Annotated in this window: 9 protein-coding genes; 4 read left to right on the top strand and 5 right to left on the bottom strand. The window is 54.9% G+C overall.

Annotated features, from left to right (window positions below; translation table 11 throughout):
- Positions 1 to 7: 7 nt before the first annotated feature.
- From wecB to TH25_RS17255, 4 genes are read left to right on the top strand one after another with little or no spacing between them, the layout of a single operon-like run.
- Positions 8 to 1,159, top strand: coding sequence for a non-hydrolyzing UDP-N-acetylglucosamine 2-epimerase (wecB, locus tag TH25_RS17270; RefSeq protein ID WP_114089556.1), 1,152 nt, complete (start codon positions 8 to 10; stop codon positions 1,157 to 1,159).
- A complete protein-coding gene (nfrB, locus tag TH25_RS17265) occupies positions 1,156 to 3,330 on the top strand; it encodes a cyclic di-3',5'-guanylate-activated glycosyltransferase NfrB (RefSeq protein ID WP_114089555.1) in 2,175 nt (724 codons plus the stop codon). Before wecB ends, nfrB begins: the two co-directional genes overlap by 4 nt.
- Positions 3,327 to 6,509, top strand: a complete 3,183-nt coding sequence (locus tag TH25_RS17260) for an NfrA family protein (protein ID WP_114089554.1) — start codon at positions 3,327 to 3,329, stop codon at positions 6,507 to 6,509. The genes nfrB and TH25_RS17260 overlap by 4 nt, the downstream gene beginning before the upstream one ends.
- Complete coding sequence (locus TH25_RS17255; protein ID WP_114089553.1) at positions 6,509 to 7,378, top strand: DUF4434 domain-containing protein; 870 nt, start codon at positions 6,509 to 6,511, stop codon at positions 7,376 to 7,378. Before TH25_RS17260 ends, TH25_RS17255 begins: the two co-directional genes overlap by 1 nt.
- An 82-nt stretch (positions 7,379 to 7,460) precedes the next feature.
- On the opposite strand, the gene TH25_RS17250 is transcribed toward TH25_RS17255, so the two are convergent.
- From TH25_RS17250 to TH25_RS17230, 5 genes are all read right to left on the bottom strand, one after another.
- Positions 7,461 to 8,873 (bottom strand): TolC family protein, encoded by a 1,413-nt coding sequence (locus tag TH25_RS17250; RefSeq protein ID WP_181847678.1) that lies wholly within the window; start codon positions 8,871 to 8,873, stop codon positions 7,461 to 7,463.
- 33 nt (positions 8,874 to 8,906) lie between these two features.
- Positions 8,907 to 9,836: an efflux RND transporter periplasmic adaptor subunit gene (locus TH25_RS17245; protein WP_147253039.1), complete on the bottom strand. Its 930-nt coding sequence runs from the start codon at positions 9,834 to 9,836 to the stop codon at positions 8,907 to 8,909.
- On the bottom strand, positions 9,833 to 12,025 hold the full coding sequence (locus tag TH25_RS17240; RefSeq protein WP_114089550.1) for a biotin/lipoyl-binding protein: 2,193 nt from the start codon (positions 12,023 to 12,025) through the stop codon (positions 9,833 to 9,835). Before TH25_RS17240 ends, TH25_RS17245 begins: the two co-directional genes overlap by 4 nt.
- Entirely contained in the window at positions 12,022 to 13,890 is a 1,869-nt protein-coding gene (locus TH25_RS17235; protein ID WP_114089549.1) for an efflux RND transporter periplasmic adaptor subunit, read from the bottom strand. Before TH25_RS17235 ends, TH25_RS17240 begins: the two co-directional genes overlap by 4 nt.
- A gap of 81 nt (positions 13,891 to 13,971) precedes the next feature.
- A complete protein-coding gene (locus TH25_RS17230) occupies positions 13,972 to 14,268 on the bottom strand; it encodes a DUF3467 domain-containing protein (RefSeq protein WP_114089548.1) in 297 nt (98 codons plus the stop codon).
- Positions 14,269 to 14,319: the final 51 nt, after the last annotated feature.

Here is a 14,319-nt window from a genome sequence, read left to right as displayed (position 1 = left end):
GGGAAAAATGAACCTCAAGATCATGATGGTATTTGGAACACGCCCCGAAGCTATTAAAATGGCACCCTTGGCGCGCCTGCTGCAAAATCGTTCCGACATCGACCTGCATATCTGTTCAACTGGCCAGCACCGGGAAATGCTGGCATCTGTTATCAAGGCATTTGATCTGCAAATTGACGAAGATCTTGATGTCATGACGCGCGATCAGACATTAAACGGTCTCTCGCAGGCGCTGCTTGGCAAACTTGATCACAGCTATCACCAAAACCAGCCCGATATCGTGCTGGTACATGGTGACACCACCACCAGTTTTATTGCCTCTCTCGCCGCGTTTCACCGCCATATCCCGGTAGCCCATATCGAGGCCGGTTTAAGAACAGGCGATCTGCAATCCCCCTGGCCGGAGGAAGCCAATCGCCGCCTGACGGCCGTACTGGCAAACCTGCACTTTCCGCCAACCGAAAAGGCCAAACTGAATCTTCTGGCAGAAGGGGTGTGCGATCACTGTATCCTTGTAACCGGCAATACCGTCATTGATGCCCTGTTGTGGATGAATGAACGCCTTGATCAGACCAACTGGCAGCCAGCCCCGCAGTCGCCACTTGCCAGCATTGACCCCGCCCGCAAAATGATCCTGATTACCGGCCATCGCCGCGAAAGCCTGGGGCACGGGTTTGAGGAAATCTGTCACGCACTTGATACACTTGCCCAACGCTATCCCGACATCCAGTTTGTCTATCCCGTTCACATGAATCCACGGGTGCATGATGTTGTTTATCGGATGCTGGGCCACCGTGAAAACATTATTCTGACAGCGCCGCAGGACTATCGCCATTTTGTCTGGCTCATGAAAAATGCCTATCTGATCATGACCGATTCCGGCGGCATACAGGAAGAGGCACCCGCCCTGGGCAAACCGGTACTGGTCTTGCGCAATGTCACCGAAAGACCATCGGGCCGCTTGCAGGACCGCGCCATGCTGGTAGGCACCAACCCGGACAAAATCATCGCGCAAACAACCCGCCTGATCGAGGATGCCGCCTATTATCGCGAGTTCACCACCAGACACTCGCCCTTTGGCGACGGGCGCGCCTGTGAACGTATCCTTGAAAGGTTGCTGGCATGGAAACAGTCACAATCACTGGATGAATGTGCATGAGTTTCGAGACAGTAGACACCCTGATCTATATTTTCTTTGCGCTCAAAATCATCGTCATCCTGCTTGCCGGTACGATTTTCCTGCTGGGGATCGATGATTTGTTCATCGACATCGTTTATTGGGCACGCAAGTGTTTTCGCCATTTCCGCATCTATGACAAACATGCCCCGGCCGATCAAAAGCGCCTGTATGGTGTGCCGGAAAAACCGCTCGCCATCATGGTACCGGCCTGGCAGGAGGTGGGCGTAGTTGGTGAAATGGCACGTCTTGCTGCCGCCACCCTGGATTACGAGAATTATCAGATTTTTGTTGGTACCTATCCCAACGACCCCGAAACCCAGCGCGATGTCGATGCGGTTTGTGCGCATTTTCCCAATGTGCACAAGGTTGTCTGTGTGCGCCCTGGCCCCACCAGCAAGGCAGACTGCCTCAACAACATTATCGATGCCATCCTGACATTCGAGGATCAGGCAAATATCCAGTTTGCCGGGTTCATCCTGCATGATGCCGAAGACGTCATCTCGCCGCTGGAATTGCGGCTGTTTAACTATCTTTTACCCAAAAAGGACCTGATCCAGGTGCCGGTTTATCCCTATCCACCAAAATGGTGGGGCTTTACCGCCGGGCATTATGCCGATGAATTTGCCGAATATCACGGCAAGGACGTTATCGTGCGAGAGGCCCTTTCCGGCCAGGTGCCCAGTGCCGGTGTCGGCACCTGTTTTAGCCGCCGTGCCATTGCCGCCCTGCTTGAGGAGGGCGACGGCATTGCCTTTGACGTACAAAGCCTGACCGAGGATTACGATATCGGTTTTCGCCTGAAACAAAAGGGCATGGTCTGCATTTTTGCCCGTTTCTCGGTTTCCGATCCCAGCCTGGCACTCAAAACCCGCTGGATGCCCGGTATGGACCGCAAAACAACACAGGTCATTTGTGTCCGCGAACATTTTCCGCGCTCCTTTGGTCATGCCGTGCGCCAGAAATCACGCTGGATTACCGGCATTGTCTTTCAGGGCACCAGCAATCTGGGCTGGAGCCGGTACGGGATCATCAATTACTTTTTGTGGCGCGACCGGCGCGGTTTGCTGACCAACCTTCTGGGCCTGCTGGTCAATGTCATGCTACTCGTCATCCTGACCATGTGGCTGATTACGGCCCTGGTCCCGGATGCCTGGCATTTTCCCTCGCTTCTTGGCAACGATCCGCTGTTGCATACCGTGTTATTATGCAACGGTTTTTTACTGCTCAACCGGCTATTGCAGCGCGGCTATTTTGTCACCCGTTTCTATGGCATTCATCAGGGTCTGCTCTCCGTTCCCCGTGTCATCTGGAGCAACCTGATCAATTTCTGTGCCAATGTCCGCGCCCTGCGACAGGTGGTCAAAACAGGAGATTCCCGGCGCGTTGCCTGGGATAAAACGTCGCACGAATTTCCGACGGTTTCGCGCAGCGCCCAAATTCCCATCGGCCAGCGCCTGATCGAAAAAGGCCTCCTGACCCCCGAACAGCTTGAAGCCGCCATTACCAGCCCCCACCGCCGCCGTCTTGGCCGCGAGCTGATGCTGCGCGGGCTGATTAACAGCATTCAATTGACCGAGGTCCTGGCCGAACAGGCCGGCATGGAATGGGGGGATTTCAATCCTTTTGCCGTTTCAGCCGATCTGATTGAAAAATTCCCCCGTCATCTGGCGTTACGCTATGCCGTTGCGCCATGCGAACAGCAGGACGACACCCTGGTCCTGGCCTCTGAACGACCGATCAGCCAGGTATCGCTTGGCGCGATCAGCCGAAAACTGAAACAGCCTGTTTCCTGCCGCCTCGTCCCGCAGGGACGTGTCACGCTGGCCTTGCGCAACTGGTATAGTGACCGTCACCAGAATGACGAAACCCGCACGGTTCTGGCATTTGCCCGGGCCAACTGCAACAATCCCGAACGCATCGAAAATATCTGCCAGCACCAGGTCATGCTGGGCGAATTGTTGCAGGTACGCGGCATTGTCTCGTCGGCGCTGTTCAATCAGGCGCTGATTGATTATGACCCGGAAAAAGAATCTCTCGGGGCGCATCTGGTCGCGCGGGGAATCATCACCCGCGACCGCCTTGAACAGGCCTTGAAAGACCAGGAAAACGAACAACATGCCGCCTATCAATTCGCACGCGAGGCTGCATGACCCGTTGCTATCGCAAAATCCGCCTGTTGTTGCTGGCTTTTATGGCAACACAAATAGTGCTGTTTGTGCCCGTATCATCTTCGTGGGCAAAAGATCTTGATACGTTTGACCGGTTCAGAAGCTATCCCTATCTTGACCGCGCCTATCGTGCGGCTGCCCACGAAAACTGGGCCGATGTTGAAAAACTGATGGCACATCTGCTGTCTCTGGTGCCTGAAAATACAGAAGCCCGTCACCTGATTATCCAGGCCCAGATCAATCAGGATCATTTTGCCGATGCCCTGGACAGCGCACAAAAACTGCCTGATAACGCGGAAAAAAACAAAATCCTTCAGGATGTGCGCCTTAAATGGATTGAAACATCACCACCCCCCGAAAGCGACATCCGCACCTGGCTGAACCATATTGTGGACACTGCCGATCGTGAACAAATCTGGCGCGCCTATGCCCAAAGCCTGTCGCAGCAACCGGGTGGGGACGAAAAAGCCCTGGCGTGGCTCGATAGCATCAAACCCGACCAGGATGGTGATGCCCTGCACCGCGCACGCGCGATCTGGGCTGAGCAGCTAGATGACTGGCGCGCCGTCATTGCCGCGCTGGCCCCGCTTGCCGATCAGGGCCGGTTATCGCCTGATAACTGGCGTCGCCTTGCCAACGCCTATGCCAATATGCAGCTGGAAACAGAACTGACGGCCCTGTTGCCCAGCGCACCGGACAGCGCCAGCCAGACAGAGGCCGAACTGGCACTGGCAAAACGGGCCATTGCCCTTGGCAATATCAACCTGGCAAAAAAATGGATCAAGGCCCTGCCCGACAAACAGCGGAACGCCCCGGAACAACAACAAACCCTGTGGGAACTGGCAAAGACAACGGGTGATACAAATTTGTATCAAACTACCAGCAACAATATCGGCCGTCCTTGCCTTGAAACCGCCGAATGGCTGTCGCGCCATAACCCGGAACAGGCAAAACAGCAATTTACCCAATGCCGTGCCGCAAGCGACCCCAAAACCTGGCTTGTTTTGGCACAGCGCCTTGAAGCCGTCACCGCCCTGAAAACAGAATCCCTGCCCGCCCAATGGCAGAACAAACGCCAAAACGTGCTGGTCAGCCTGTTGCGTGACCGGGGCGATGAAAGCGAGGCCCTTGCCTGGCTTAAGCAGCAGCCCAAAACCATAGAAACCTTAACGCTAAGCGCACAGCTTGCCCAAAATATGCAGGATGACACCGCGGCTGAAAAATACTGGCTGGCGGTCTATCGCAAAGACGGGGATCTAAACGCACTTGACCAGGCAAGTTTTCTTGCCCTGAAAAACAACCGGCGCGGTGCTGCCAGGCAGCTTTTGGAACAGGCCTTTGACCAGCATAATGGCAAGCTGCCCCATAGATTATTGCAACGTCTTGCATCTTTCTACGCCCGGGATATACGGCCAAATGACGTGGCACGGATAAAACAGCTTGTTGCCCGCCTGAAGGGTGAAACACGCGGCGTGCTTTTATCGCAGCTTGCAAGCCATAACCATTGCGACATCGTCCGTCAAAACGCACCTGGCCTGCCCGATCAGCCCACTACGCTGGCCGCCCTTGGCCAATGCGCAATGGACAAAACCCCGGGCATCGCCTCGATTTATTATCAAAAAGCGGTTGATCTGGGCGACACAGGCAGCATCATAGCGCTTGCCTATGCGCTTGAGGCAGGTGGCAGCCCGGAGGCGGCGTTGAACATATGGCAAAAGGTCCCGCCAGCGGAAATGACCGGCAATGCCTACCTGACCGCGGCTCGCAGCGCCCTTGAAGCAGACCAGCCCGACAAGGCCGAACAGTTCTGGCTGCAGGCAAAGAACCTGACACGCGCCAATGACTGGGCATTGGGGGCCGCCATTGCGGAAGCCCGCAAGCAGCCTGATCTTGCCTTGCAGCGGCAAAAAAACGCCCTGAAACACACCCCTAATGCCGAAAATTATTATGCGGCATCGGCAACCGCGCAAAAGGCAGGGGATATCGCCCTTAGCACCGACTGGCTGACGATGGCCCAAACCCTGGATCCCGACAACCCGCGTTATATCGCCGATCTTGGTATGCGTCTTGCCAGCCTTGACGATGCAAAGCAGCAAAATGCCGCTATTCCCTATCTGGAAAAGGCGGTTGTGGCCTATCCGAGTGATTATCGCCTGCATGAAACACTGGCAAACCGTTATAACGCCGTTGGCGATAGCAGGGCCGCACGCAAGCAACTGGAAGCTGCCATTGACCTTGAACAATACCCCGTCACACAGGGCGATGACTTTGGCAGCCTGGAAGCCCGGCGCTACCGCCAGCGCCGCGCGCATGAAACACTCGAACGGCGTGACAGCATCACACTTGCAAGCACCTGGTCGCCCGCCGGAACCACCGAATTACCCCTGGGAAATAATCGTTCCGATCGCCGGGCATCATCCCAAAATGTGCAAACCGCCCTGTGGGACCATGCCCTGGGTGAAGAGCCCAACCGTGATGGCAGCAGCATATCGGTTTATGGACGGGTCCTGACCGGCGGAAATGGCAGGGCACGCTTTGCCCAGACCCTGGCGACCGGTGTTGGCCTGCGTTACAAGCCATTTGGCGATTATAACCTGAACCTTTATGGTGAACTGTTTAGCCAGACAGAACGCAACAAAAGCGACGTACCCGGTATCAAAGCTGGCGACATTCTTAAGCCGAACAAATTGATCGACGGGATCAGCGACCTTAACGGGGCCCATAAACGCAATAATGATCTGATCCTGCGGGCCACCGCATCCTTCCTGGACCAGGGGGACTATCGCAATGACTGGCGTGTGGATCAGAATGACTGGAACGAACGGTTCGTCAATCTTGATCTGTCCTGGTGGACCCGGTCGGGCAACCATATGGCATCGTCACGGTTCCAGCAGGGCCACAGCTTCAAACTGCCGACACAATCGGCACAAACAATCATGCCCTATGGATTTGTCGAGGCAAGCGCACAGGACCCCGATAACACCTGGCGCCAGGACCTGCGCGGCGGGATCGGCGTGCGCTGGCAACTTTATACCGATGATGACAAATACAATGCCTATCGTACCCGCGTTCATGCCCGCCTTGAATATCAAAAGTCACTTGGCGGAAACCTCTATGAGGGGGCTGATGGTGTTCTGTTCGGACTGGAGGTAAATTTCTGATGTCCATTTTCCGAACCGTGTTTGTCATCGCCGCAATACTGTGCGCATTCGCCGGATCGGCCCTGGCCCAAGATACCCCGGCATTATTTTATCAACCCCAGGAAACGGACCGGCAAATCACACCGGCACAATGGAAAGACATCTGGCAACAAAGCCGGGCCAACGGATATGGCACACTCATTGTGCAATGGACATCCTATGGTGAAATCGATTTTGGCGGCAAACAGGGCTGGCTGGCAAAAAGCCTGCAAATTGCGCAGGACAATCACCTGTCGCTGATTGTTGGCCTGCACATGGACCCGGCCTATTACAACCGGCTGTCGGAAATTGATACTGCCGGGACCGGTGCCTATCTTGAAAATCAGTTGGGTCTGTCGTTAAAGCAGGCTGATAGGGTCCGCCAAGGTTGGGGACTGGACATTTCCGGGTGGTATGTTCCCCTGGAACTGGATGACTGGAATTTTGTCCAGCAGGCCCGACGCGATATTGTCAATGAACGTTTGCGAGGCCTCGCTGCCCGGTTAAATCACCCGCTGCATATCAGCAGTTTTAGTGGTGGCAAATTGACACCTGATGCCTATGGCCACTGGCTGGACAGTCTGAATGCGGCAGGTATCCATGTCTGGGCGCAGGATGGTGCCGGTACCGGCACCCTGCCTCCTTTTGCCCAAAAAACCTATCTAAAGGCCCTGCCCTGCACGATCGGTATTGTGCTGGAAGCCTTTCGCCAGACCAGCACAGGGAACGAACCCTTCCGGGCGGAACCCGCCCCCGTCAAGACAGAAGATGCGCAATGTCACCCGATAGCGGTTTTCGGGTTGCGTTATATGCCCTGGGCAAGACCCTTTTTTCCGTCGCAAAACCGGTAAAGCCAAAAATTCAAACAAAACACCCCTGTCGGCCATCGCCAACAAGGGTGTGAAGGAACATACATCTTGTGTGCTGACCGGTTTATTGAACCGAAATCGGCATCGTATCGTGGGTGTAATTGGCAAAATCGGTGCTTGCCGTAATCATCGGCAGGGTCGGGTCCAGAAGCTGGTTGATCGAGGCAATCTGGCCTTCATCCAGGGTACCGGTAATCTGATGGATCAGGGCATAATTCAAAAGATGACTATAGATTGCCGCCAGCGCCTGACGCTCCATTGCGAACAAATCCTCATCTTCATCAAGCATGTCAATCACCGTCGACTGGCCGGCATCGAACTTGATTTTAATCGAATCAACGATACGACGACGGGTTGCCACACCTTCAACCAGCGCCTTGATCCGGTCCGGACCATTGACCAGTTCGTTAATGGTGCCGGTCACGGTTTCACGCAATTCACGCAAATAAATCGCACGCTGGTAGCGGGCCTGGTCTACCTGGCTTCTGGTTTCCAGGGCCTTGTAACCCTGACCACCGGGGTTAAACAGCGGCACATTCAGACGCAGCATGGCAACCCCTTCGTGGGTGAGGCTGCCGCCACCAAAAAGCGAGCCACCGGAATCCCGGCGGGTATCGGTAAAGATGAAATCAAAGGTCGGCATGGCCTGGCCCACATCGGCAGCCAGGGCCGCGCGACGTTCATCGATGGAATAATCCATCGCCCGAACACGCGGACTGCTTTTAAGGGCAGCATCAAGCCAATGATCAACATCGGTTTCCGTCAGCTTGGGCAGTTCAACATTATGTGCCAGTGTGGCAAGTGATGCGGGCAGCGTGCCAACACGGCGCTGCAACTGGGCAAAAGCCCGCTGATAGGATGTGCGGGTAGCCACGATACGGGCCTGGGCTTCGGCCAGGCGGGCCGCAACCAGATCCGCCTCGTAAGAGGTGGCAAGACCCTGTTTACGGCGGGTTTCAATATCCACCTTGCGTTCGGCCATCGAGGCATATTCGATCTGGGCCAGCCGGGCATCATCAGCAGCGGCAAGCGTGCTGAGATAGGCTTCAATCGTCTGATAACCGACATCAAGTTTGGCGGTTTCCAGCGATTTTTTCAACCGCATCCGGTTCATGTCGGACGCGACAATCTTCATGATGCTTTCAAAATCAAAAATATGCTGCTGAAGCTGAAAGGTGCGCTGGCGGTTATCGAAATTGCCCTTGCCAAGGGCAAACACCGTATTGTCCGAACGGTCAATACGCTGTTTGACCCATTCACGGTCAAAGGTTGCCGAAACCTGGGGCAAATAGCCCATGAAGGCGTTTACCTGGCCCGAAACCCCTTCACTGACCTGTTCTTCAGCCAGTGAAATATTGGGGTTTTCGGTCATTGCCATTTGATAAACCGCCGAAAGATCTTCTGCCCCCGCACGATCCGTAAAACCGATCGCGGAGATCCCCAGCACATACGCCGAAACGAGGATTTTCTTTTTCAACACCATGCTCTCCACAAGAATATTATGTTCTGTTCACTGTTTTTTGGGTGACAGGAATTCGATATGACAGCCAATCCCCGCAGGAATGGCCAGGTCCGGGTTCGGCAGCACAACGCGCATGCCAAAAGTTTTGCTTTTGGGTTCGACAATCTGGTCAACCAGTGAAATTTCGGCATCACGTGGGCCGATCTGCGGCCCTTCAAAATGAACGATCACTTTCTCCCCCTTGTGATATTTGCCAAACTGGGCAACCGGCAAAGATACTTCGACAAATAACGGATCAAGCTGCGCAATCAGGGCAATCGCCTTGCCGTCAACCTGTTCGCCAACGGTCAACAGCTTTTCGATCAGAACACCGTCAATCGGACTTTTGATCATCCGGTCGGCCAATTGCGCCTTTGACAGGGCCAGTTCGGCTTTCATGATGTCGATATTTTCGCGCGCGGCATCGTAATCAAGCCGGGCACTGTCACGTTCTGTTTCCAGGGTATCAATCTCTTCCTGGGTCATCAGCTTGGCAGCGCGCAGTTTTTCCGTCCGTTTGATGCGGCGTTCGGCAAATTCAAGCTGACGTTTGCGCGCCGCCACATTGCTTTGCGACTGCACCCGCACCTGGGCGTAATTGACCTGTGCCTTTTCAACATCGGCCTGAAGCTCGGCAATCAGTTCGCCTTTTTTAACCCGCTGGCCGCGTTTGGCGTGCATCGCATGAATAACGCCTTCCACCGGGCTTGCCAGTTCGACCAGTTCGCTCGCCGCTACCTGGCATACATTCTGTTCCTGCCCGGCAGCAGGGCCGCTTGATTCCGCCCCCTGACGGGCATTTTCAAGCAATTGCGCAAATGGATCCGGGTTGCCAGGTGCCGATGATGTATCCTGTGCAAAAGCAAGCGGTGCCGTGCCCCCCAACAAAAGGCACAGCGCCAGCATCCCCGGAGCAATATGGCGAAACGATAAAGTCAAACTTCAAACCTCTTCAGGAAGTTACGGCGGACAACGCGATAAACCAGAACGGCAGCAGGTTCCCACCCCAAATCGAACCTTACATGGGCACGATCGCCGTAATTTTCAGGGGTCAATCCTTCACAACAATCAATTGTTGCGATAAATACCGGATTAACCAGTTCCGGTCGCTTGTTGGCCTCGGGTTTCAGGGCAAAGGGTCCGCCGCCCTCCAGCGACAAAACCGGGCTCGGCAATTGCAAGGTGGCACTGGGCGACCAGGATTTTACCGTACCTGGCACCACGTCGCCCAAATGGCTGGCGAACCGCAATTCAACACCGCGCAAATGATCCTGGATCAAATCACCATCCACGGCGGGTACCGCCACCTTGATCACTGGCGTCATGCCCGGTTCGAGCAGGAAGCCCGCCTCACCGCCACGTGGCAGAAAACGGCCAATTAAATCTTCGGGCACGCCGACTTCAAAGATGCCGTCATGGCTGGCACGAATGGACAGGGCATCAATATCGCGGCCGGTGCGGGCAAGGCGTTCCTGCGCATTAATCAGGCGCTGGCGGGTGATCGAGGCCGCAACCTGGTCTGTCGCATTATCTGCATCAAGCTGCAATTTAAGGGCTTCAATTTCGGCATTTACCTTGCGATGTTCCGTAACCAGCTTGTCATTACGCAAGGTCATCAAAAGGTCGCCCTTGTAAACCTTTGCGCCGCTATGCTGGTGAATTTCGGTAATAAAGCCGCTTGAACGCGCGCGGACCGTTGCATCATCAGGCAGCCAGACAACCCCCTGCGACATGATCCGGTCGGGCATCGGCACAAAGGCCAGCGCCACCAGACCTGCTGCCAGCATCAGGCCACGAATAATGGAACGCTGGCGCTTGCCCTGCAAGGTCGGACTCTTGAGAAGAAACGCGCTGCCCTTGATCACTGGCATGGCAAACATGTTAAAAACGGTCCATCCGCCCAACAACGCCCCGACAAAAAAATACTTTTCCGCCAGATGGATCGCGATGGTGACAAGAATCATCGAGCGATAGGCAAACGAAAAAGGAGCATAAAACAGGAACCACCGCCGTTCGGAGGGCAGTGCATCAAACTCATACTGACTATCAAGACCGATAATGTATCGCTTGATCAGATAGCTGTAATACTTGGTTGATTTCAGTGCGAGATTGGGAATCTCGATCAGGTCACACAGCAAATAATAGCTGTCAAACCGCTGCAAGGGATTGCCGTTAAACAGCAGCGTCGAAACCCCGCTGATGATCATGACATTGTGTGCAACAGAGCGCACAACGCCCGGTTCAGCCGCCACCCAGACAAACATGGCAATCGATGCCATTGTCAGTTCGACCAGAATGCCCGCACCATCGACAAAGGCGCGATGCCATTTGCTGCGGAAGGTAATGCTTGATGACGCATCGACATAGGGTACCGGCATAAACAGCAGGAACATCAACCCCAGTTCGCGCACATTGCCGCCATAGTGACGCACAACAACCGCATGACCAAATTCATGCACCAGTTTCAGGACCGGATACACAAACCAAACGATCATCAGGTTTTCCGCACTGATAAACCGGTCAAGCCCGCCTTCGGTTAATCCGTCCCAGTGAATCCCTGCCAAAACAATGGCCGATCCCAGCAGCAGAAAAAACAGAAACGCGGTGATCGGGCTAAAGACCCAGCGCATGGCCGGTTCGAGATAATCAAGAACCCGGGTCAGATCAAACAGCGGAATACGCACATAAAGCGGATTTTTGAAAGGTGCAATCATCTTGGCCCGTCGGGCCTTGACGATACGCTGTTCCAGGAACGCACTATTGGGCGCCTCCCCCGTGCGGATCAGTTCAAGGGACTTTAACTGATCAACGATCTGGGCAAATTCGGCATCATCAGCGTCGATTTCACCTTTCTTCTCAAGGTCGCGGCGAATATCGGCCAGCGGCGTGACACCATCCATCCGGCGTAACAGGGCATGTGCCGCGGTTGTCAGCCGATGGTAGCGGTTTGACAGGCGATCATGGGCAATATAGGCGGCCACATTGTGATAGACATGACGGAAAAACGAGATGTCACTGCGCACCATCGGCCTGAGACCAGACAGCGTTTCCCAGCGCGACGGCTGGGCCGGTGCCATGGGTGAAGACATCATGTCACGTCCGGATTCTGCGGCCAGCATATCGCTCATGGCAGGATCCGCCACAATTGCAGGCGCATCCAGTCCCACAGCGGATGGGTATAAATCCAGAAAATGGATTTCGGTTGGGTTTCAACCTTGGCAACACCGCGCATACCCGGTTGCAGGTCCTGCTGCGGGTTTAACAGCAGGGCTTCGACATTAAAGTAATTTTCGCCGTCGCTGGCTTCGGAAATCGGCGATATGCGATCAACCGTAATTTGATCAAGGCTGTTGGGCCGTGCATGAAGCAGCAACGCACCTTCCTGCCCCACAGCAATATAGCGAATGTCCTTTTCGTTCACCTTCAGCTTCAGGCGGTATTGGTTAAGGGGACTAAGCTCGAACAGCACATCGCCTTCCTTGACCGGCGATCCGATTTTCTGTGACAGGTCGCCTTCGATAACATACCCGCTAAAAGGGGCTGTCAACGCGGTCCGGGCCAACTGGCTTTTAACCAGTTCCAGTTCGGAAATCGCCTGCTGCATCCGGGATCGCAAAATCCGCGCTTCGGACAGATCGCGTTCGCCTGTCGCCGCCTCGATCTTGCGCTGGCTTTCCACAATCGAACTTTGCAGTTCAAAGCGGTGCAGTTCCAGTTCCCGAGTTTCCATGCGACCCAGAACATCGCCCTTCTGAACAACATCACCCGCCCGCACCAGGCCTTCGGCAATAAAGCCGTCAAAGGGTGCCGGAACGGCACGCTGGACCAGGCCCTGTACTTCGGTTTCCGCACTGACGCGATAGGGCATATGAATGATCAGGCTGGCGGCAAACAGCAACACGATCAGGGCGGCAATCGCCTTGATACGGGCATGATGCAGGCCAAAAACCCAGCCCATCGCCCGGTTGGCACGTCGGTAAAAACGGTCCAGTGTGCCGCGTGAAGCTGCCATTTGCAGCCCAAAGGCCGGAGCGACCAAACCGGCAATAACACCCCCAAGAGCCTGAACACGCAGACTTTGATCAAGGTTGCATTCAATCTGAACAACAATGATGCCATCGGCAACATCTGGCAATGCTACCGGCCAGGACCCCACCCACGCCTTTTCGCGCCCTTCCACCAGCTTAGCATGGCTTTCGGTGGCGGTTTGCGAACTGCTGCCAGCACCGGAAAAATAAACCGGCGCGTTCTGGTAAACCGCCTCGCGCATGGCATCGACGATCAGATGCACCCGGTCACTCTTGGCTGTTACCGATGCGGTATGAGAAGATCCAAGAATACGAACATGCCGCCCCTTGACCAGGCCAATCGTCACCCGGTTGGCAACAAGGTCATCGGCCATAACAGTGGCGCAACTTGTTGCGCCCGCCTCGATGTCGGTACAGGAAAGCAGGGCGGAACTGGCGTGTTGACCATAGCGCAAGGCAACAGTTTCGGCGGTATCGCGATATTGTTCCCCCCGCCAGAAACCTGCCAGCCACGCCGCATTCCATTGCAGGCACCGCATTGCAAGGTTCAGGCGCTGGGTATCGGCAGTTGGCAAAACAACGCCAACCGCGCCTTTCAAATCGTCATCAACAAAAATGACGTTTGAAACATAGCCGGTGCCCATTTCCGGGTTGGTGGTGGCAACACCACTGCGCACAACAAGGCTGCGCTGGACAACCTGTGTCAGAGCCGCGCCCGGGCTGTTATCGGCACCCCGATAGGCAGCGACGCGAAAATGCCTGTTGGCACCTTCGGCACTGTTAAAGGCCACAACAATTTCGCCAGGCTTTACCCCCAGAACAAGTTCCAGGTTGGCACGACACAAATCAATCCAGCCATCGGCCAGGTCCGAAAAAGACCGTGCCGATGAAAGCTTGCGCCATAATTCAGGGGATATAAACCCCGACGCATCGCCCAGTGGCGGATTACCGGGAATAGTGTTCAAAACGCCCCCAATCCCCGATAATCAGTCCCCCGCAAGTCATCTCCATTCCCCTCAAAACAGAGCCGTCAGGCAAACCCGAGCTTAGTCGAGTTTGCCATAAACCCGTTCATATTCGCCCAGCGTGTGATCCAGGATCTTTTTAAGGCGCTTGGCCGCAAACGGGCTCATGATGATGCGATCACTCAATTGAACGCGTACATCACCCTGCCCGCTGCTCCAGACCTGGCTGGTACCAAACAGGAACATGACCTCTTCGCGCGTGCTGGCAACGTTCGATACGTTGGCATAGGTGCTGCGCATGTTGGAATCATCCCAGTTGATTTTGCGCTGGTCTGCATCCGTCGCGACACCCGACTGCGGTTTGGTATTTTCGGTCATTCTTTGTAAATCCTTATATTCACTCGTAAATTCAAATTGTCAGCAAGGTGT

It is taken from the genome of Thalassospira profundimaris, from assembly GCF_003326755.1.
Lineage (GTDB): Bacteria > Pseudomonadota > Alphaproteobacteria > Rhodospirillales > Thalassospiraceae > Thalassospira > Thalassospira profundimaris_B.
This window is presented reverse-complemented; position numbering and strand designations above follow the sequence as displayed.